The sequence below is a fragment of the Rubrivivax soli genome, from assembly GCF_049810355.1.
Taxonomy (GTDB): domain Bacteria; phylum Pseudomonadota; class Gammaproteobacteria; order Burkholderiales; family Burkholderiaceae_C; genus Rubrivivax.
The window spans coordinates 3,008,285-3,027,130 of sequence record NZ_CP187368.1 but is presented as its reverse complement, the minus strand read 5'-3'; the positions used below and the strand labels follow the sequence as shown (position 1 = coordinate 3,027,130).

18 protein-coding genes are annotated in these 18,846 nt (G+C 71.6%); 3 read left to right on the top strand and 15 right to left on the bottom strand.

The window, feature by feature from the left end; genetic code table 11:
• Positions 1-10: 10 nt before the first annotated feature.
• The gene (locus tag ACPOLB_RS13725) at positions 11-541 is read right to left on the bottom strand and encodes a hemerythrin domain-containing protein (protein ID WP_425256559.1); all 531 of its coding nucleotides are present in this window, start codon (positions 539-541) and stop codon (positions 11-13) included.
• Positions 538-933, bottom strand: a complete 396-nt coding sequence (locus ACPOLB_RS13720; RefSeq protein ID WP_425256558.1) for a SirB2 family protein — start codon at positions 931-933, stop codon at positions 538-540. The genes ACPOLB_RS13725 and ACPOLB_RS13720 overlap by 4 nt, the downstream gene beginning before the upstream one ends.
• 112 nt (positions 934-1,045) lie before the next feature.
• Between ACPOLB_RS13720 and ACPOLB_RS13715 the strand changes: the two genes are divergently transcribed.
• Positions 1,046-1,849 (top strand): hypothetical protein, encoded by an 804-nt coding sequence (locus ACPOLB_RS13715; RefSeq protein ID WP_425256557.1) that lies wholly within the window; start codon positions 1,046-1,048, stop codon positions 1,847-1,849.
• 27 nt (positions 1,850-1,876) lie between these two features.
• On the opposite strand, the gene ACPOLB_RS13710 is transcribed toward ACPOLB_RS13715, so the two are convergent.
• From ACPOLB_RS13710 to ACPOLB_RS13700, 3 genes are read right to left on the bottom strand one after another with little or no spacing between them, the layout of a single operon-like run.
• The gene (locus ACPOLB_RS13710; RefSeq protein ID WP_425256556.1) at positions 1,877-2,845 is read right to left on the bottom strand and encodes a tripartite tricarboxylate transporter substrate binding protein; all 969 of its coding nucleotides are present in this window, start codon (positions 2,843-2,845) and stop codon (positions 1,877-1,879) included.
• Positions 2,842-4,278, bottom strand: coding sequence for a sensor histidine kinase (locus ACPOLB_RS13705; RefSeq protein ID WP_425256555.1), 1,437 nt, complete (start codon positions 4,276-4,278; stop codon positions 2,842-2,844). The genes ACPOLB_RS13710 and ACPOLB_RS13705 overlap by 4 nt, the downstream gene beginning before the upstream one ends.
• Positions 4,250-4,924, bottom strand: a complete 675-nt coding sequence (locus ACPOLB_RS13700) for a response regulator (protein ID WP_425256554.1) — start codon at positions 4,922-4,924, stop codon at positions 4,250-4,252. Before ACPOLB_RS13700 ends, ACPOLB_RS13705 begins: the two co-directional genes overlap by 29 nt.
• Before the next feature lie 151 nt (positions 4,925-5,075).
• On the opposite strand from ACPOLB_RS13700, the gene ACPOLB_RS13695 reads away from it, so the two are divergent.
• On the top strand, positions 5,076-6,092 hold the full coding sequence (locus ACPOLB_RS13695) for a Bug family tripartite tricarboxylate transporter substrate binding protein (protein ID WP_425256553.1): 1,017 nt from the start codon (positions 5,076-5,078) through the stop codon (positions 6,090-6,092).
• Between the two features lie 74 nt (positions 6,093-6,166).
• A complete protein-coding gene (locus ACPOLB_RS13690; protein ID WP_425256552.1) occupies positions 6,167-6,571 on the top strand; it encodes a ribonucleotide reductase subunit alpha in 405 nt (134 codons plus the stop codon).
• Positions 6,572-6,584: 13 nt separating this feature from the next.
• On the opposite strand, the gene ACPOLB_RS13685 is transcribed toward ACPOLB_RS13690, so the two are convergent.
• The 10 genes from ACPOLB_RS13685 to ACPOLB_RS13640 form a co-directional block, all read right to left on the bottom strand.
• Positions 6,585-6,842: a DUF2249 domain-containing protein gene (locus ACPOLB_RS13685; RefSeq protein WP_425256551.1), complete on the bottom strand. Its 258-nt coding sequence runs from the start codon at positions 6,840-6,842 to the stop codon at positions 6,585-6,587.
• 16 nt (positions 6,843-6,858) lie between these two features.
• Complete coding sequence (locus ACPOLB_RS13680; RefSeq protein ID WP_425256550.1) at positions 6,859-7,302, bottom strand: universal stress protein; 444 nt, start codon at positions 7,300-7,302, stop codon at positions 6,859-6,861.
• Between the two features lie 92 nt (positions 7,303-7,394).
• Positions 7,395-8,063 (bottom strand): carbonic anhydrase, encoded by a 669-nt coding sequence (locus tag ACPOLB_RS13675; protein WP_425256549.1) that lies wholly within the window; start codon positions 8,061-8,063, stop codon positions 7,395-7,397.
• 40 nt (positions 8,064-8,103) lie between these two features.
• Entirely contained in the window at positions 8,104-8,871 is a 768-nt protein-coding gene (locus ACPOLB_RS13670; protein WP_425256548.1) for a peptidylprolyl isomerase, read from the bottom strand.
• Positions 8,872-8,885: 14 nt separating this feature from the next.
• Positions 8,886-9,614, bottom strand: a complete 729-nt coding sequence (narI, locus tag ACPOLB_RS13665) for a respiratory nitrate reductase subunit gamma (RefSeq protein WP_425256547.1) — start codon at positions 9,612-9,614, stop codon at positions 8,886-8,888.
• Entirely contained in the window at positions 9,611-10,300 is a 690-nt protein-coding gene (narJ, locus tag ACPOLB_RS13660; RefSeq protein ID WP_425256546.1) for a nitrate reductase molybdenum cofactor assembly chaperone, read from the bottom strand. Before narJ ends, narI begins: the two co-directional genes overlap by 4 nt.
• 1 nt (position 10,301) lies before the next feature.
• Positions 10,302-11,825, bottom strand: coding sequence for a nitrate reductase subunit beta (gene narH, locus ACPOLB_RS13655; protein ID WP_425256545.1), 1,524 nt, complete (start codon positions 11,823-11,825; stop codon positions 10,302-10,304).
• Positions 11,822-15,640 (bottom strand): nitrate reductase subunit alpha, encoded by a 3,819-nt coding sequence (locus tag ACPOLB_RS13650; RefSeq protein ID WP_425256544.1) that lies wholly within the window; start codon positions 15,638-15,640, stop codon positions 11,822-11,824. The genes narH and ACPOLB_RS13650 overlap by 4 nt, the downstream gene beginning before the upstream one ends.
• A gap of 38 nt (positions 15,641-15,678) precedes the next feature.
• The gene (locus tag ACPOLB_RS13645) at positions 15,679-17,070 is read right to left on the bottom strand and encodes an MFS transporter (protein WP_425256543.1); all 1,392 of its coding nucleotides are present in this window, start codon (positions 17,068-17,070) and stop codon (positions 15,679-15,681) included.
• Between the two features lie 57 nt (positions 17,071-17,127).
• Positions 17,128-18,843 (bottom strand): MFS transporter, encoded by a 1,716-nt coding sequence (locus ACPOLB_RS13640; protein WP_425256542.1) that lies wholly within the window; start codon positions 18,841-18,843, stop codon positions 17,128-17,130.
• Between the last annotated feature and the right edge of the window lie 3 nt (positions 18,844-18,846).

The following is an 18,846-nucleotide window of genomic DNA, read 5'->3' as shown; positions in this document are numbered from 1 at the left end:
GGACAGCACTCTAGCGGGCGCCGCGGCGCGCGGCCATCTCGGCGCCCATCGCGCGCAGCCCGGCGTCGTCCACCAGGGCCCGCGCGGCGGGGTAGGCCTCGCCTTCCTCGGCGGCGATGTGGCTGCGGTACAGCGCCGCGAAGGCGGGCCAGGCGGCAGTGTCGGGCAGCACGTGGGGCGGCGCGCCGTGGGCCACCGCCTGCAGCGTGGTGCGCACCACGGCCCACTGCTGCGACATCGCCAGGTGGTCGGCATGCAGGCGCTGCGCCAGCGCCGCCGCCGCGCCGCCGCGCTCGGCCAGGCGCGGGAAGAGGTGGCGTTCCTCGTCTTCGTGGTGGGCCGGCCCGGCGAGGTCGAAGTAGCGCAGCACGTCCTGCGCGGCCTGCCGGGCGTTGGCGTCGATGCCGTGGGCGGCCAGGTGCGCCGCCAGCCGCTCCAGCAGGCCGAGCATGCGTTCCACGCGCTCGTGGCAGGCCAGCAGCATCTCGAACGGCGTGTCCCAGCCGACGGCGGGGCCGGCGTGCAGCAGTGGTGAACTCATGCCCAGACTCCCAGCGGGTGGTGGCGCAGCGCCACCGTGGCGATGAACAGGTAGACGGCCAGCGCCGCCGCATAGCAGGCCACGCGCTGCGCCTGCGTGCGGGCCCGCCGCAGCGCCAGCGTGCCCAGGCCGATGTACAGCAGCACCAGCAGCAGCTTGGTGCCCAGCCAGGGGTGCTGCAGCGGGTGCAGCGACAGCGCCAGCCACAGCGACACGCCGGCCGCGAGCAGCAGGGTGTCGATGCCGGCGCTGAGCACGCGCCAGGTGCGCCGCAGCGGCCAGCGCTGCCCCGCCAGCACGGCAGCGCCGCGCAGCGCGAAGAGCAGTCCGCTGGCCGTGACCAGGCCGACGTGGGCCGTCTTCAGCGGCAGGTAGAACTCGGCCAGCGCCATGGGGGCGATGATGCACTGTCGGCAAGACCGCACCGCGGGCTTCGGTACAGTCCGCCGCAGCCGGCAGCGTGCCCGGCCCGCCACCGCCCGAACCGCCACCGAAAGCGCCGCCATGGGTCGCCTCGCCACCGAATTCCGACGCCTGTACCTGCCCGCGCACGGTCCGGCCGACACGCCGCCGCGCAGCGGCGATCTCGTCGATGCCCGGGGCCGCGTGCGCGCGCTGGTGCTGGAGGTGGCGCGCCCGGCCGACTGGCCGCCGCTGGCCGCGGTGTGGGCCGGCGTGCAGGGCGACCTGGGCCTGCCGGCGCCGGCGATCGCGGTGAACGGGCGCGACGGGCTGCAGCTGTGGTTTTCGCTGGCCGAGCCGGTGGACGTGGCGCCGGCGCAGGCCTTTCTGGAGGGCCTGCGCCGGCGCTACCTGCACGACCTGCCGGCGGCACGCGTGGGCCTGCTGCCGGCGGTGGACGCCGCGACGGCCGCCGCCGCGCTGCGCCTGGCGCCGCCGGTGCCGGCGCCGCAGGCCGACACCGGCTGCTGGTCGGCCTTCGTCGCGCAGGACCTGGCGCCGCTGTTCGCCGAGACGCCGTGGCTCGACACCCCGCCCGGCGACGACGGCCAGGCATCGTTGCTGATGCGGCTGCAGAGCATCCCGCCGGCCCTGTTCGACGCCGTGCTGGCGCACCTGCAGCCGTCTGCACCGGCCGCGCCCGTGGCCCCGCCCAGGCTGCCCGACCTGCCCGACCTGCCCCAGACCGCCGCGGCCGTGGCCGACGTGCGCGGCAGCGATGCCGCCCAAGGCGCCCACGCCGAGGCACGCCGCTTCCTGCTGTCGGTAATGCACGACCCCAGTGCGCCGCTGGCGCTGCGCATCGAAGCCGCCAAGGCCCTGCTGCCCGAGCGCCCGGCCCGCTGAGTCGGCACGGGCGGCGCCGGCGCGCCTTCAGCGCCGGGGCACGCCGAGTTCGGCCGCCAGCGCGCGGTAGACCTGCATGCGCGCGGCGATGAACTGCTGCAGCTCCGGGCCGGTCAGCGTCTGCGCGTGCAGGCCGTGTGCAGCGCGCATCGCCGCGTACCCGGGGGCCGCCATCGCCCGCCGGAAGCTCTCGGTCCAGGCGCGCGCCGCTGCCTCCGGCACCTGCGGGCCGAGGTAGAAGCCGCGGGCCGTCGGCCAGACGATGTCGAAGCCCTGCTCGCGCGCGGTCGGCACCTGCGCGAACAGGCCCGGCAGCCGCTGCTCCGACAGCACCGCCAGCAGGCGCACGCCGTCGTGCCGCGCCAGCTGCTGCTGCACCTCGGCTGCGTCGCCGGTGACCACCTGCACGTGGCCGCCTTCCAGCGCCGCCAGCGCCTCGCCGCCGCCTTCGAACGCGACGAAGCGCATGCGCTTGTGGCCCACGCCGGCGGCGCGTGCCAGCAGCGCGGCCTTGAACCAGTCCTGGCTGCCGATGGTGCCGCCGGCACCGAAGGCCACCGCACGCGGGTCGGCGTGCAGCGCGCGCGCCAGGTCGCGCAGCGTGCGCCAGGGCGCGTCCTTGCGCACCGCGATGACGCCGTAGTCGGTGCCCACCACGGCCAGCCAGCGCACGTCGGCTTCGGTGTGCGGACCGAACCTGCCCTGCGCCAGGTTCAGCAGCGAGCCGCTGGAGAACGCGACGATCTGTGCCGCGTCGCCGCTCTGGCGGCCGACCACGGTGGTGTAGGCCAGCGCGCCGATGCCGCCCGGCAGGTAGCGCAGCGTCACGCTGCGCTCGCCGGCCAGCATCTGCTGCGCCAGCCGGCAGCTGAGGTCGAAGCCGCCACCGGCCTTGGCCGGCACCACGCACTCGGCCGGTGCCGCCGTCGGCGCCGCGGCGGCCGGTCGGGCCGCTGTCGCCGCCAGCACGGTGGCGAGCGCGTGCCGCCGCCTCATGCCGCCGCCCCGGTGCGCGGCCACCACAGCCAGGCGCGGTTGCACGCGGCGGCGCCGGGTCGCTCCAGCCGTTCCAGCCGCAGCCAGCCGCCGTGGCGCTCGACGATCGTGCGCGCGATCGCCAGCCCGAGGCCGGAGCCGGACGGCTGCACGCTCCCCGGCGCGTCCCCGCGCACGAAGCGCTCGCCCAGGTGCTGCAGCACCTGCGGCGGCACCGGCGCGCCCTCGTTCAGCACCTGCAGGCTGCAGCCGTCGGCGTCGCAGGCGGCCTGCAGCGTGACGTGGCCGCCGTGCGTGCTGTAGGCGATGGCGTTGTGCGCCAGGTTGCTCAGCGCCTCGGCCAGCAGCTGGCGCTCGCCGTCGCAGGGGCAGGGCGTGTCGGGCACGGCGATGCCGAAGTCCAGCCGCCGCGCCGCGGCCAGCGGCAGCAGCCGCGTGCCGACCTCGTGCACCAGCGCGACCAGGTCGAAGCGTTCGGGGCTGGGCGCGGTGGCGTCGGCGCGTGCCAGCACCAGCAGCTGGTTGGTGCTGCGCGTGGCGTGCTCCAGCTGCTGCGCGATCGACGCCAGCGTCGCCGCCACCTCGTCGGGCCGGGTCGCGCGCAGCGCGTAGCCCACCTGCGCGTGCAGCGTCGCCAGCGGCGTGCGCAGCTGGTGCGAGGCGTCGTCGAGGAACTGCCGCTGGCGTTCCATCAGCTGCTGCGTGCGCGCCAGCTGCTGGTTCACCGCGTCCACCAGCGGCTGGATGTCGCGTGGCAAGTCGCGTTCTTCCAGCGGCCGCAGGTCCGAGGGCTGGCGCGAGGTCACCTGCGCCGCCAGCCGCGACACCGGGCGCAGCAGCAGCGTCAGCAGCACCGCGATCGAGACGCCGATCAGCGACAGCACCAGCGCGTCGCGCGCGGCGGCGCGCAGCACGAAGCTGCGCGTGAAGGCGCGGCGCGAGGCCACGCTCTCGGCGACCTGGATCACCAGCTGCTGCGGCGCCGCGCCGCCGACCGCCGCCGCCGCGCCCGCCCCCGGCGTGCTGACGAAGGTGCCCACGCGCACCGGCTCGCCCAGGTAGACGGCGTCGTGGAACACCGGCACGCCGGGCGCCGGCGTCTCGTCGGGCTGCGGCAGGTCGGGGCTGCCGATCTCCACCAGCCCGTCGGCGCTGGCAACCCGGAAGTGCACGGTGCCGCGCGCGGTGAGCTGGAAGAACTCGAACAGGCGGTAGGGCAGCTCCACCGACAGCCCGCCCGAGGCCGTGGACGTGTTGGCCTCCACCGACTTGATCGCGCCCAGCAGCGAGCGGTCGAACGCGGCGTTGGCGGCGTCCAGCGCGTCCAGCCGCGTCAGCCAGAGTTCGGCGCCGACGATCAGCACCAGGCCCGGCAGCAGCACCGCCAGGACCTTGCCGCGCAGGCTAAGGCGCGCTGCCGGCTTCGAGCACATAGCCCAGCCCCCGGTAGGTCGCGATGCGCACGCCGGCGTTCTCGAGCCGCTTGCGCAGCCGGTGCACCAGCACGTCCACCGCCGCGGGCAGCACGTCGTCCTCGTCGGAGAACACGCGGTCGATGATCTGCTGCCGCGACACGGGCTCGCCGCTGCGCTGCAGCAGCGTGCGCAGCAGCGCGTGCTCGCGGCGCGGCAGCGGCAGCGGCTCGCCGTGCAGCGTGAACTGGCGCGTGACGCCGTCGAAGCCCAGCGGCCCGCAGGAGAAACGCGGGTGCTCGACGCCGCGGGCGCGGCGCAGCAGCGCGGTCAGCCGCGCCTCCAGCTCGGGCAGCGCGAAGGGCTTGGCGAGGAAGTCGTCGGCGCCTTCGTTGAGCGTGTGCACGCGCTCGGCCAGCGAGTCGCGGGCGGTCAGCACCAGCACCGGCAGCCGCCGGTCGGCGGCGCGCAGCTGCTGCAGCACCTCGTGGCCCGAGCGCCCGGGCAGGCCCAGGTCGAGCACCAGCGCGTCGTGGTCGTGCGCCTGCAGCGCGCGCAGGGCCAGGCTGCCATCGGCGATCCAGTCGACCTGGAAGCCGGTCTGCGCCAGCGCCTTGCACAGCCACTCGGCCAGGGGGCGTTCGTCTTCGACCAGGAGGATGCGCACGGTGCCCGGATTGTCGGCTCCGCCGCGGCCGCGGCCGGATGCGGGTCAACCCGGCCCGCCGCTCGCCGCGATGAAAGGCGGATGAAAGGAGCGCTGCGGCAGCATCGGCGCCCGCCCCACAAGAACGCCCGCACCGGGCACGGAGACCACGATGGACACGACCCCCTTCTCGCGCCGCCGCCTGGTGGCCGCCGGCGCCGGCCTCGCCGCCGCCACGCTGCTGCCCGGCCGCGTGCTCGCGCAGGCCCAAGCCCAGGCCCAGGCGCAGACCGCCTGGCCCAGCAAGGCGTTGCGCTTCGTGGTGCCTTTCGCGCCCGGTGGCAGCTCGGAGATCGTCGCCCGCGCCACCGCGGCCGAGATGGCACGGCTGCTGGGCCAGAGCGTGTTCGTCGACAACAAGCCCGGCGCCGCCGGCAACGTCGCGATGGGCGAGGTGGCGCGTGCCGAGGACCAGCACACGCTGATCCTGGGCCACATCGGCACGCTGGCGGTGAACCCCTACATCTTCGACAAGCTGCCCTACGACCCGGTGAAGACCTTCCGGCCGATCTCGCTGCTGTCCAAGGTGCCCAGCCTGTACGTGGTGCGGCCCGACCTGCCGGTGAAGAACCTGAAGGAGTTCATCGCGCTGGCGCGGTCCAAGCCCGGGCAGCTGAACTACGGCTCGGCCGGCAACGGCAGCGCCGGCCACCTGGCCTTCGAGTACCTGAAGATGGCGGCGAACCTCTTCGTGCTGCACGTGCCCTACCGCGGCACGGGCCCGCAGCTCACCGACCTGATGGGCGGCCGTCTCGACGGCGCTGCCGTCGGCGCGCCCGCGGTGCTGCAGTTCATCAAGACCGGCAAGCTGCGCTGCATCGCCACCGGCACCAGCCAGCGCCTGGCGCAGCTGCCCGACGTGCCCACCGTGGCCGAGCAGGGCTTCCCCGGCTTCGAGATGACGCAGTGGTACGGCCTGCTGGCCCCGGCGACGCTGCCGCAGGCGCATGCCGACAAGCTGGCGCAGGTGACGGCGCGCGCGGTGAAGGAGCCGGCGGCCGTGAAGCTGCTGGAAAGCGAGGCCGCCGAGGCGGTGGGCAGCACCAGCGCCGAGTTCGCGCGCTTCATCGAACTCGAGCAGCAGCGCTGGAAGCCGGTGATCGCGCGCGCGAAGATCAAGCCCGACTGACCTGCCGCACGCCGCGGCGGCGCCGCATGGGTTCCAATGCGGCTGCGGATCCACCCGCGACGCCGAGACCTGCCATGTCCCTCCAGAGCTTCCAGGACCTGCTGCATGCCGCCGCGGCACAGACCGAGCCGCAGCGGCTGCTGCTGGTGTTCGCCGGGGCCAGCCTGCCCGACGACGCCACGCCCGCGCAGCGCGCGGCCTTCGAGGCCGGCGAAGCCGGAGAGCTGGCGCCGCTGATGTGCGTGGACAAGGCGCCGTCCGAACTGGCCGACTTTGGCGCACTGGTGGCCGAGGCGCAGGCCTTCGGGCCGCCGTGGGTGCTGGTGTTCGCCGCCGCGCTGGGCGGGCAGGGCGGCCAGCCGCCGGCGGCCGCGGCCGTCGACGCAGCCCTGCAGCGCATGGTGGAAAGCGTGCGCGTGGGCGACATCGGCCGCTTCCTCGCCTTCGACCGCGACGGCCGGGCGGTGCAGCTGGGCTGAGGGGCCGGCGGCCTCAGCCGCCGGGCGCGCCGCGGCGCGTCACGCGCACGTGCCAGCGCTCGGGCCCGGCTTCGAGCAGGTCCCAGTCGAACTGGTCGCGCCGGGTGCTGTCGAAGTGGCTGTACAGCGGCGACGGGTCGTGGTCGTTCAGCAGTTCCAGCGCGGCACCCACGGGCAGCGCGTCGAAGCGGCTGAGGATCAGTGCGTGCCGGTGGTGCGGCTGGATGCTGCGCACGTCGATCAGCGACGAGTCCTCGCCCGGGGTGTCCATGGGTCTGTCCTTCGGTTCAGTGCAGCACCAGCAGCGGCAGCTTGCTGCCCGCCAGCACGGCCTTGGTCTGCGATCCGAAGAGGAATTCCCCGAAGGCGCCGCGGCCGTGCGTGACCATCACGATCAGGTCGCAGCCGCGTGCCTCGGCGGCTGCGATGATGGCGCGGTCCACCCGCGGTGCCTGATCGTAGTAGCCGTCGAAGGCCACGCCGGCGGCATGGGCGCGGGCGCCGAAGCGGTCGAGCACCTCGCGGGCATGGGCACGGGTCTCGGCCTCGTGCGTGCGGGCATCGTCCTCGAGCGCGCCGCGCGAACGCGGGCCCGACGGCAGTGGCGGCAACGGCTCGGCGACGAAGCCGGTGATGGCCGCACCGAGCTGCTGCGCGAGTTCGATGCTGGCGTCGATGGCACGGTCGGACAGTTCGTTGCCGTCCACGGGAACCAGGATGCGTTGGTACATGCGTGTCTCCTTCAGGTCACCAAACGGTCGACAGAGTCTGCGCAGGCGCCGCGCGCGGGAGCTTGCGTTGCCGCAAGTCCGGCGCGTGCACATCACACGGGCGCCTGCGGCTCGTCGTAGTCGGCGTAGGGCCCGGTGCCGGCGTGCTGCGCGCTCGACGCGGCGATGAAGGTGCCCTGCTGCACGTCGAACACGTGCACCTCGCCGTCCTCGATCACGTAGTGCCAGCCGTGCAGCGTGAGCTGGCGCGCCTCGACGCGCTCGCGCACCATCGGGTAGGCCATCAGCCGCTCGAGCTGCAGCACCACCGCACGCTGCTCGGTGCGGCGCAGCACCTCGGGGCCGGGCTCGGCCACCGGCAGCCTGGCCTCGGCGCCCAGCTCCAGCCACTGCGCCAGGTTGGTGGCCGCCGGGTGCACGCCGCCGTACAGCGCGCGCACGCCGCCGCAGTGGCTGTGGCCGCAGACGATGATGCGCGTGACCTGGAGATTCAGCACCGCGAACTCGATGGCCGCGGCAGTGCCGTGGTAGCCGCGCGAGCCGTCGTGCGGCGGCACGAAGGCGCCGACGTTGCGCACCAGGAAGAGCTCGCCCGGGCCGGTGCCCGTCAGCAGGTAGGGCACCAGGCGCGAGTCGCTGCAGCCGATGAACAGCGTCGTCGGGTGCTGGCCGTCGTCGACCAGGAGGCGGAAGGTCGACTGGTATTGCGGAAACGCGTCGTCGTGGAAGCGGCGCAGCCGGTCCAGCAGTTCGTCGGGCATGGCCTGCGGCTCCCGGTCGTGCGGCTGTACGGCTGCCCGGCTACTGCAGCAGCGGCGTGTCCGCCGCGTCGAGGTCCACGCCCTCGACCTCGGCCTGCCCGGCCAGCAGCTGCAGCGCCTGGCGCAGCGCGGTGGCGAAGCTCTGCTGCCGCAGCGCCTGCGCCACCGCCGCGTGCACGGCCTCGAAGGCCGGCACCGTGCCGGGCTCGCGCGCCAGCACTTCCACCACGTGCAGGCCGAAGCGGCTGTGCACCAGGCGCGGCAGCACGCCCACCTCGGGCTGGCCGAAGACCTCGCGCGCGAACTCGGGGGCGCAGTCGGCGGCGCTGAGCCAGCCGAGCGCGCCGCCCTCGGCGCCGCTGGGGCAGTTGGAGGTGCTGCGCGCCACCTCGGGGAAGCGGTCCGGCCCGTCCGGAGTCTGGCAGCGCAGGTCGAGCAGGCAGCCTTCGGCGCGGCTGCGCAGCTGCTTCACGTCCACGCCCGGCGTCACGGCGAACAGCACGTGGCGCAGCAGCGCGCGTTCGCCCACGGCGTAGCGCGCGGCGTGGGCCGCGTGGTAGCGGCGGCAGTCGTGTTCGGTGGGCTCGGGCAGCTGCAGGCGGCGGTCGAGCCAGGCTTCGATGGCGTCGCTGGCGGCGGGGCTGAGCGCCCCGTCGCGCGGCGCCGGGTCGGCCGCGTCGAGCAGCCCGTCGGCGATGGCGGCCTGGCGCAGCAGTTCGGTGCAGGCGCGCTGGCGCAGCGCCTCGGTGTCCAGGGTCTCGTGCGCAGCGGCGAGCGCGACGCCGTTGATGCGGGCGGTGGCGGGCATGGTGGAGCTCCGGTTCACGACACGCCGTGCGGGCCGTTGTTCTGGCCGCGCGGCAGGTTCAGGCGGCGCGCCCGCACCACCTGGTACGGACGGAAGAAGTAGGCCACGGTGGCGAAGCCGCTCCACACGTGCACCAGGCGGCTGAACGGGAACAGCAGGAAGATCGTCATGCCCAGCAGCATGTGCGCCTGGAAGTGCCACTCGACGCCGGCCACCAGCGCGGCATCGGGCTGCAGCAGCACGATGCCCTGCAGGTACTCGGCCAGCCGCAGCATGGTCTGCGGGTCCGACACGTGGTGCAGCGAGGCCGGCAGCGTCGACAGGCCGATCACCAGCTGCACCCACAGGATCACCAGGATCGCGAGATCGGTGCGGTGGCTGGTGAGCCGGATGCGCGGGTCGAAGATGCGCCGGTGCAGCAGCAGGCTCAACCCGATGAAGCACAGCCCGCCGGCGACGCCGCCGGCGACCACGGCCAGCAGCTGCTTCTGCGACGCGGTGACGAAGAGCTCGTACAGCCAGTGCGGTGTCAGCTGGCCGAACAGGTGGCCGAAGAACAGGAACAGGATGCCGCCGTGGAACAGGTTGCTGCCCCAGCGCAGCTGCCTGGCGCGCAGCAGCTGCGAGCTGTCGCTCTTCCACGTGTACTGGTCGCGGTCGAAACGGGCCAGGCTGCCCATGAAGAACACGGCCAGGCAGATGTACGGGTAGACGTTGAAGAGGAAGTTGTGCAGGGCGTTCATGCGCGGGCTCCGGTGGCGTTCTTCACGATGCGGACGGGCTGCGGCTGGCCGGGTCGGGACTGGCCGTCGGTGGAGCAGCCGCCGAAGGCCAGCGGCTCCTCCCAGCTCTCGTCGAGCGCGGGTTCGGGGGGAATGGGCACGGCCTGCGCGCGTTCGCCGGCGAGGTCGAGCAGGGCCGCCAGCACGCAGGCATGCGCGGCTTCGCGGCGCAGCAGGGCGCTGAAGATCACCTGCAGGATGTGCGCGATCTCGCCCAGGAAGGCGCGCGCCTGCGCCGGCGGCTGCGTGCTGGCGTACTGCAGCACCACCGTGAGGTGGTCGGGCAGTTCGCCCGGCGCCAGGAACAGGCCGGCGGCCTCGTAGGTCCGGCACAGGTCCACCATGGCCGGGCCGCGGTCGCGGCTGTCGCCGTGCACGTGCTCGAACAGGTGCAGCGCCGTGCCGCGGCCGCGGTCGAAGAGCTCGACGTGGTCGGCCTCCACGTCCAGCGGCCGGCGCCTGTGCAGGCGCTCGATCAGCGCGTCCAGCTCCGCCAGCCGGGAAGCGCTCAAGGCGCCTTCGTCGTGCAGCGCGGCCTGCAGTTCGGGCAGGTGCGCGCGCAGCTCGGCGTCGGGGTAGCTCAGCAGGTGGGCCAGCACGCGCAGCGTCCTGGTCGCCGGGGCCGGTGTGTTGTTGAAGAGGCTCATCTCACACTCCCGCCTTGATGGGAATGGTGCGCTTCTTCTCGCTGCCGAACAGGCTGGTCTCGGTCGTGCCTTCGCTGCAGCCGTTGCCGAAGCTGAAGCCGCAGCCGCCGCGCACGTTGAACGCGTTCTCGGCGTACTCGCGGTGCGTGCTCGGGATCACGAAGCGGTCCTCGTAGTTCGCGATCGCCATCGTGCGGTACATGTCCTCGACCTCGGCGACGCTGACGCCCACCTGGTCGATGGCCGCGCGGTTGGGCCGGCCGTCCACGTGCTTGCTGCGCTGGTAGGCGCGCATCGCCAGCATGCGTTCGAGTGCGCGCACCACGGGCATGGTGTCGCCCGCGGTCAGCAGGTTGGCCAGGTACTTGACCGGGATGCGCAGCTGGTTGACGTCGGGGATCTCGCCGTTGGTGCCCACGTGGCCGGCGTTGGCCGCCGCGGTGATGGGGCTCAGCGGCGGCACGTACCACACCATCGGCAGCGTGCGGTACTCGGGGTGCAGCGGCAGCGCCACCTTCCACTGCACGGCCATCTTGTAGACCGGGCTGTTGCGCGCGGCCTCCATCCAGTGGTCGGGGATGCCGTCGAGCCGCGCCTGCGCGATGACCTGCGGGTCGTCCGGGTCGAGGAAGATGTCGAGCTGCGCCTGGTACAGGTCCTTGTCGCGCTCGACGCTGGCGGCTTCCTGGATGCGGTCGGCGTCGTACAGCAGCACGCCGAGGTAGCGGATGCGGCCCACGCAGGTCTCGCTGCACACGGTGGGCTGGCCGGCCTCGATGCGCGGGTAGCAGAAGATGCACTTCTCAGCCTTGCCGCTCTTCCAGTTGTAGTAGATCTTCTTGTACGGGCAGCCGCTGACGCACATGCGCCAGCCGCGGCACTTGTCCTGGTCGATCAGGACGATGCCGTCTTCTTCACGCTTGTAGATGCTGCCGCTGGGGCACGAGGCCACGCACGCCGGGTTCAGGCAGTGCTCGCAGAGGCGGGGCAGGTACATCATGAAGGTGTTCTCGAACTGCCCGTAGATGTCCTTCTGGATGTCCTCGAAGTTCTGGTCCTTGCTGCGCTTGCTGAATTCGCCGCCCAGGATCTCCTCCCAGTTCGGGCCCCACTCGATCTTCTCCATGCGCTGGCCCGTGATCAGGCTGCGCGGCCGCGCGGTCGGCGCGTGCTTCATCTCGGGCGCCGACTGCAGGTGGTCGTAGTCGAAGGTGAAGGGCTCGTAGTAGTCGTCGATCTGCGGCAGGTTCGGGTTCGCGAAGATGCGCATCAGCAGCTTCCACTTGCCGCCCTGGCGCGGCTGGATGCTGCCGTCGGCGTTGCGGATCCAGCCGCCGTTCCACTTGTCCTGGTTCTCCCATTCCTTCGGGTAGCCGATGCCGGGCTTGGTCTCGACGTTGTTGAACCAGGCGTACTCGACGCCGGGGCGGCTGGTCCAGACGTTCTTGCAGGTCACGCTGCAGGTGTGGCAGCCGATGCACTTGTCCAGGTTCAGCACCATGCCGATCTGTGCACGTACTTTCACGGGTTTTCTCCTTGGTCTTGGTAGGCGGCTGCGAGGTGGTCGTCGCGCGGGGTGTCGAGCCAGTCGACCTTGTCCATCTTGCGCACCACGACGAACTCGTCGCGGTTGGTGCCGATGGTCCCGTAGTAGTTGAAGCCGTAGCTGAACTGCGCGTAGCCGCCGATCATGTGCGTGGGCTTGAGCACGATGCGCGTGACGCTGTTGTGGATGCCGCCGCGCACGCCGGTGATCTGCGATCCCGGCGTGTTGATGATCTTCTCCTGCGCGTGGTACATCATCAGCATGCCGGGGTTCACGCGCTGGCTCACCACCGCGCGCGCCGCGATGGCGCCGTTGATGTTGAAGACCTCGACCCAGTCGTTGTCGGCGATGCCCGCGACCTTGGCGTCGTCCTCGCTCAACCACACCACCGGCCCGCCGCGGTTCAGCGTCAGCATCATCAGGTTGTCGCTGTAGGTGCTGTGGATGCCCCACTTCTGGTGCGGCGTGATGAAGTTGAGCAGGATCTCCTTGTTGCCGTTGCCCTTGATGTTGTGGATGCCGGCCGTGGTCTTCAGGTCCACCGGCGGGCGGTAGCTGCTCAAGGCTTCGCCGAAGGCGATGACCCACGGGTGGTCCAGGTAGAACTGCTGGCGGCCGGTCAGCGTGCGCCAGGGGATCAGCTCGTGCACGTTGGTGTAGCCGGCGTTGTAGCTGACGGTCTCGCTCTCGATGCCGCTCCAGGTGGGGCTGCTGATGATCTTGCGCGGCTGCGCCTGCACGTCGCGGTAGCGGATCTTCTCGTCCTCGCGGTACAGCGCCAGGTGCGTGTGGTCGCGGCCGGTCTGCTTGCCCAAGGCCGCCCAGGCCTTCACCGCCACGTGGCCGTTCGTTTCCGGCGCCAGCTGCAGGATGACCTCGCAGGCGTCGATGTCGGTCACGATCTTCGGCATGCCCTGGGTCACGCCCTCGGCCTGCGTGGTGCCGTTGAGCTGGCCCAGCTGCTCGACCTCGGTGCCGGTCTTCCAGCCGATGCCCTTGCCGCCATTGCCCAGCTTGTCCATCAGGGGGCCGAGCGCGGTGAAGCGCTTGAACACGTTCGGGTAGTCGCGCTCGACCACCGTGATCTGCGGCGCGGTCTTGCCCGGGACCAGCGCGCACTGGCCCTTGCGCCATTCCTGCACGTCGAAAGGCTGGGCGAGCTCGCCGGCGGTGTCGTGCATGATGGGCGTGAGCACCACTTCCTTCTCGACGCCGAGGTGGCCCACGCACACCTCGCTGAAGGCCTTTGCAAAGCCCTTGTAGATCTCCCAGTCGCTGCGGCTCTGCCACACCGGGTCCACCGCGGCGCTGAGCGGGTGGATGAACGGGTGCATGTCGCTGGTGTTGAGGTCGTTCTTCTCGTACCAGCTGGCCGTGGGCAGCACGATGTCGCTGTACAGGCACGTGGTGCTCATGCGGAAGTCCAGCGTCACCAGCAGGTCGAGCTTGCCTTCGGGCGCCTTGTCGTGCCACACCACCTCGGCCGGCTTGGCGTCGTCGGCCCCCAGGTCCTTGCCCTGCACGCCGCTCTCGGTGCCCAGCAGGTGCTTGCAGAAGTACTCGTGGCCCTTGCCCGACGAGCCCAGCAGGTTGCTGCGCCAGACGAACATGTTGCGCGGCCAGTTCTGCGGCGCGTCGGGGTCCTCGCAGCTCATCTGCAGCGTGCCATCCTGCAGGCCGCGCACCACGTAGTCCTTCGGCGCCATGCCGGCCGTGCTGGCGTCCTTCACCACCTGCAGCGGGTTGGTCTTGAGCTGCGGTGCCGAAGGCAGCCAGCCCATGCGCTCGGCGCGCACGTTGTAGTCGATCATCGCGCCGGCCCACTGCTTGCGGTCGGCCAGCGGCGAGACGATCTCCTCCATGCCCAGCTTCTCGTAGCGCCACTGGTCGGTGTGGGCGTAGAAGAAGCTGGTGCTGTTCATCTGCCGCGGCGGTCGGATCCAGTCCAGCGCGAAGGCCAGCGCCGTCCAGCCGGTCTGCGGGCGCAGCTTCTCCTGGCCCACGTAGTGCGCCCAGCCGCCGCCGCTCTGGCCGATGCAGCCGCACATCATCAGCAGGTTGATGACGCCGCGGTAGTTCATGTCGGCGTGGTACCAGTGGTTCATCGCCGCGCCGATGATCACCATGCTCCTGCCGTGCGTCTTGTGCGCGTTCTCGGCGAACTGCCGCGCCACGGTGATGATCTGGTCGCGCGGCACGCCGGTGATGCTCTCGGCCCAGGCGGGGGTGTAGGCGGCGTTGTCGTCGTAGCTGCTGGCGCCGCTGCCCAGTCCGCGGTCGATGCCGTACTGCGCGGCCTGCAGGTCGAACACGGTGGCGACCAGCGCCTCGCGGTGCTCGCCTTCCTTGCCCAGGCGCAGGCGCACGGCCGGCACCTTCACGAAGTTGACCTCGCCGTTCTGCGCGTTCGCGGTGAAGTGCGGCGTGGCGACGCCGCCGAAGTAGGGCAGGCCGATGTCCACGACCTCGTGCGCCTGCTTCTGCCCGTTCGCGCCGTCTTCCAGTGCCGACAGCCGGAGGCGGACCTCGCTGCCGTGGCGTGCTTCCTTGTTCTCGAGGTTCCACTTGCCCTGGTCGGGGCCGCCTTCGGGCGTCCAGCGGAAGCCGATGCTGCCGTTGGGCAGCACGGCGCGGCCGCCGTCGTCGAAGGCCACCGTCTTCCACTCGGGGTTGTTCTCCTGGCCCAGCTTGCCGTTGAAGTCCGACGCACGCAGGTAGCGGTCGGGCACCAGGGTCCTGGTGCCGTCGGGGAGCACGTGCTCCTTCAGCATCACCAGCAGCGGCAGGTCGGTGTAGCGCCGCGCGTAGTCGTCGAAGTACGGGCTGCGCTGGTCGAAGTAGAACTCCTTCAGCGCCACGTGGCCCATCGCCATGGCCAGCGCCGCGTCGGTGCCCTGCTTGGGGTGCATCCAGATGTCGGCCAGCTTGGCGACTTCGCTGTAGTCGGGCGTCACGGCCACCGTCTTCGCGCCCTTGTAGCGCACCTCGGTGAAGAAGTGCGCGTCGGGCGTGCGCGTCTGCGGCACGTTGGAGCCCCAGGCGATGATGTAGGTGCTGTTGTACCAATCGGCCGACTCGGGCACGTCGGTCTGCTCGCCCCAGACCTGCGGGCTGGCCGGCGGCAGGTCGCAGTACCAGTCGTAGAAGCTCATGCACACGCCGCCGATCAGCGACAGGTAGCGCGAGCCTGCGGCGTAGCTGACCATGCTCATCGCCGGGATCGGACTGAAGCCGATGACGCGGTCGGGGCCGTGGGTCTTGATCGTGTAGACGTTGGCCGCGGCGATGAGCTGGTTCACCTCGTCCCAGGTGCTGCGCACGAAGCCGCCCATGCCGCGCACCTGCTGGTAGTCGCGCCGCGCCTCGGGGTTCTCGACGATGGTGGCCCACGCGTCCACCGGCGTCCTGGCCACCTGCAGCGCCGCGCGCCAGCGTTCGAGCAGGCGGCCGCGCACCATCGGGTACTTCACGCGGTTGGCGCTGTACAGGTACCAGCTGTAGCTGGCGCCGCGCGCACAGCCGCGCGGCTCGTGGTTGGGCATGTCCCAGCGCGTGCGCGGGTAGTCGGTCTGCTGCGTCTCCCAGGTGACGATGCCGCCCTTGACGTAGATCTTCCAGCTGCACGAGCCCGTGCAGTTCACGCCGTGCGTGCTGCGCACGATCTTGTCGTGCGCCCAGCGGTTGCGGTAGGCGTCCTCCCAGGTGCGGTCTTCGCCGGTGGTGACGCCGTGGCCGCCGGAGAAACCCTCCTTGGGCAGGCTGAAGTGCGTGAGACGGTCGAGAAAGTGGCTCATGGTGTCGTCCTTGGGAGAACCTGGAAAGAGGTGCTGCGTCAGCAGGGCATCGGCGCGTGGCGGCGGCTGTAGTGCCACCACGTCACGGCGATGCAGGTGAGATAGAAGAAGACGTTGACCAGCAGGGCTGCCTGCGGGCCGCCGGTGAGGGCGATGGAGGTGCCGTAGCCCTTGGGGATGAAGAAGCCGCCGTAGGCGCCGACGGCGCTGGCGAAGCCCAGCACGCCCACCGCCTCGACGTTGCCGTCCTGCAGCGCCTGGCGGCGTGCGCCGGGCAGCGGGCCGGCGGCCTGGGTGCGCTCGGCGATGAAGATCGCCGGGATCATGCGGAAGGTGCTGCCGTTGCCGATGCCGGCTGCCGCGAACAGCAGCCCGCCGGCGGCCACGAAGCCGGCGAAGCTGCCGCCGCCCCCGCCGGTGGATGCGCCAGCAGCAGCCTGCTGCGGCGGCAGGCTCAGCAGCACGGCGATCGCGCCCAGCGCCATCGCCACGAAGGCCCAGAACGTGACGCGTGCGCCGCCGCAGCGGTCGGCCAGCCAGCCGCCCAGCGGCCGCAGCACCGCGCCCAGCAGCGGGCCGAGCCAGACCCAGGGCAGTGCCTCCACGCCGGAGAACTGGTTCTGCACCAGCATCGGCAGCCCGGCGGCGTAGCCGATGAAGCTGCCGAAGGTGCCCAGGTACAGCCAGCACATCAGCCAGTTGTGCTTGCGCGTGAAGATCACCGCCTGCTCGGCGAAGCTGGTGCGCGTGCCGGCCAGGTCGTCCATGCCGAACCAGGCCGCCAGCGCGCTGACGGCGATCAGCGGCACCCACACGAAGCCGGCGTTCTGCAGCCACATCGGCCCCTGTGGCGTGTGCTGCGGCGCGCCGCCGAGCACGCCGAACAGGCCGGCGCCGATGACCAGCGGCACCACCATCTGCACGGCCGCGATGCCCAGGTGGCCCAGGCCGGCGCTCAGCCCGAGCGCGGTGCCCTTGCGCGCGCTCGGGTACAGCAGGCTCAGGTGCGCCATGGTGCTGGCGAAGTTGCCGCCGCCCAGGCCGCACAGCAGGGCCAGCACCACCATCAGCTCGTAGGGCGTGGCCGGGTCCTGCACCGCGAAGCCGATGCCCACCGCAGGCACCAGCAGGCTGGCCGTGGCCAGCGCGGTGAAACGCCGCCCGCCCACCACCGGCACCGCGAAGGCGTAGAAGACGCGCAGCGTGGCGCCGCACAGCGCCGGCAGCGCCGTCAGCCAGAAGAGCTGGTTGGTGGAATAGCGGAAGCCCGCCGCGGGCAGGTGCAGCACCACCACCGACCACAGCATCCACACCGCGAAGGCCAGCGCCAGTGCGGGCACCGACAGCCACAGGTTGCGCGCGGCGATGCCGCGGCCGGCGCTGTTCCAGAAGCCCGGGTCTTCCGGGTTCCAGCGGGCGATGGCGTGCATGGCGGCCAAGGTGTGCGGCGGGTGCGGTGGGTCCGGGGGATGGGGCCGTTCGCCGTCTCAGGGGTTCTTCACGTCCGCGCCCGGGCGCAGGTAGAACCACCAGTTCAGCAGCAGGCACACGGCGTAGAAGGCCGCGAAGCCGTACATCGCGAACTGCGGCGTGCCGGCCTTGATCTGCGCGCCGATGACCACCGGCGCGATGAAGGCGCCGTAGGCCGCCACGGCCGAGGTCCAGCCCAGCACCGGGCCGGCCTGCGTGCGGTCGAACAGCACGCCGATGGTGCGGAAGGTGCTGCCGTTGCCGATGCCGCTGGCGAAGAACAGCAGCATGAACAGGCCCAGGAACATCGGGAAGTACTGTTCCGGCGTCGGCGAGGCGTAGGCCTGCATCATCACGTAGCCCACGGCCACCGAGGCCGCGGCCATCACCGCCGAGATCACCTGCGTGACGATGGAGCCGCCCAGCTTGTCGCTGATCCAGCCGCCCAGCGGGCGCACGGCGGCGCCGACGAAGGGGCCGATCCAGGCGTAGGTCAGCGCCGAGGGCGCGTTCGGGTTCTTCAGCGTGTGCTGCAGCACGCCGGCCGCATCGGGCACGTGCTGGAAGCCGAAGATCACCGTGATGGCCAGCGGCAGCGCCATCGAGAAGCCGATGAACGAGCCGAAGGTGACGATGTACAGCGCCGTCAGCGACCAGGTGTGCTTGTTGCGGAAGATCGCGAACTGCTTCGTCACGCCTTCCTTCATCTCGCCGAAGGCCGCGAGCTTCATCACCAGCAGCGCCAGCACGATGTCCAGCGGGATCGCCACCCACATGCTCAGCACGCCCAGGCCGGTGGGCGCGGGCAGGTACAGCCAGAGCATGAAGATCGCGGGCACGAAGGCCAGCGTGTAGAGGTAGGTGATCTTCGCGAAGGCCGTCAGCGGCGAGCCGGTGTTGGGCGACACCGTCTTCAGGTTGTTCATGCCCCACCAGCACAGCACGCTCAGCGGCACCAGCGACAGCACCCAGGCGAAGCCGGCGTTCTGGATCCAGGTCGGCGTGCCCGCGGCGATCCTGCCGAAGATCCAGCCGCTGTCCTTCACCAGCGTCATCGGCTCGCCGCCGAAGCTGCCCAGCAAGCCGACCGTCATCACCAGCGGGATCACGATCTGCATCGTCGTGACGCCGAAGTTGCCCAGGCCCGCGTTCAGGCCGAGCGCCGTGCCCTGCAGCCGCTTCGGGAAGAAGGTGCTGATGTTGGACATCGAGCTGGCGAAGTTGCCGCCGCCCACACCCGACCACAGCGCCATCAGCTGGAACACCCACAGCGGCCACTCGGGGTGCTGCAGCGCGATGCCGGTGCCGATGGCCGGCGCCAGCAGCATCGCGGTGGTCAGGAAGATGGTGTTGCGGCCACCGGCCAGGCGGATCAGGAACGAGGCCGGGATGCGCATCGTGGCGCCCGCGATGCCGGCGATCGCCGTCAGCGTGAACAGCTCGGCCTGGGTGAACGGGAAGCCCAGGTTGAGCATCTGCACGGTGATGATCCCCCACATGCCCCAGACCGCGAAGCCGCACAGCAGGGCCGGCACCGAGATCCAGAGGTTGCGGTAGGCGATCTTCTTGCCGGTGCCTTCCCAGAAGGTGTCGTCTTCCGGGCGCCAGTCGTGAACGTCTGCACCCCGGTCGCCGGGTACGGCGACCGACCCGCCGAGCGGGTCGGGCCTTGCTTGGGGCGGCCCGGCGCGGCGGCCCGCGTCGGTGCCGTCGATCGGCTTGGTTGTTGCCATTGT

What these genes read in the sequence shown, in the direction of transcription:
- ACPOLB_RS13725 (WP_425256559.1), bottom strand. Translation starts at nt 541, where the DNA reads ATGAGTTCACCACTGCTGCACGCCGGCCCCGCCGTCGGCTGGGACACG.
- ACPOLB_RS13720 (WP_425256558.1), bottom strand. Translation starts at nt 933, where the DNA reads ATGGCGCTGGCCGAGTTCTACCTGCCGCTGAAGACGGCCCACGTCGGC.
- ACPOLB_RS13715 (WP_425256557.1), top strand. Translation starts at nt 1,046, where the DNA reads ATGGGTCGCCTCGCCACCGAATTCCGACGCCTGTACCTGCCCGCGCAC.
- ACPOLB_RS13710 (WP_425256556.1), bottom strand. Translation starts at nt 2,845, where the DNA reads ATGAGGCGGCGGCACGCGCTCGCCACCGTGCTGGCGGCGACAGCGGCC.
- ACPOLB_RS13705 (WP_425256555.1), bottom strand. Translation starts at nt 4,278, where the DNA reads ATGTGCTCGAAGCCGGCAGCGCGCCTTAGCCTGCGCGGCAAGGTCCTG.
- ACPOLB_RS13695 (WP_425256553.1), top strand. Translation starts at nt 5,076, where the DNA reads ATGGACACGACCCCCTTCTCGCGCCGCCGCCTGGTGGCCGCCGGCGCC.
- ACPOLB_RS13690 (WP_425256552.1), top strand. Translation starts at nt 6,167, where the DNA reads ATGTCCCTCCAGAGCTTCCAGGACCTGCTGCATGCCGCCGCGGCACAG.
- ACPOLB_RS13685 (WP_425256551.1), bottom strand. Translation starts at nt 6,842, where the DNA reads ATGGACACCCCGGGCGAGGACTCGTCGCTGATCGACGTGCGCAGCATC.
- ACPOLB_RS13680 (WP_425256550.1), bottom strand. Translation starts at nt 7,302, where the DNA reads ATGTACCAACGCATCCTGGTTCCCGTGGACGGCAACGAACTGTCCGAC.
- ACPOLB_RS13675 (WP_425256549.1), bottom strand. Translation starts at nt 8,063, where the DNA reads ATGCCCGACGAACTGCTGGACCGGCTGCGCCGCTTCCACGACGACGCG.
- ACPOLB_RS13670 (WP_425256548.1), bottom strand. Translation starts at nt 8,871, where the DNA reads ATGCCCGCCACCGCCCGCATCAACGGCGTCGCGCTCGCCGCTGCGCAC.
- narI (WP_425256547.1), bottom strand. Translation starts at nt 9,614, where the DNA reads ATGAACGCCCTGCACAACTTCCTCTTCAACGTCTACCCGTACATCTGC.
- narJ (WP_425256546.1), bottom strand. Translation starts at nt 10,300, where the DNA reads ATGAGCCTCTTCAACAACACACCGGCCCCGGCGACCAGGACGCTGCGC.
- ACPOLB_RS13650 (WP_425256544.1), bottom strand. Translation starts at nt 15,640, where the DNA reads ATGAGCCACTTTCTCGACCGTCTCACGCACTTCAGCCTGCCCAAGGAG.
- ACPOLB_RS13645 (WP_425256543.1), bottom strand. Translation starts at nt 17,070, where the DNA reads ATGCACGCCATCGCCCGCTGGAACCCGGAAGACCCGGGCTTCTGGAAC.
- ACPOLB_RS13640 (WP_425256542.1), bottom strand. Translation starts at nt 18,843, where the DNA reads ATGGCAACAACCAAGCCGATCGACGGCACCGACGCGGGCCGCCGCGCC.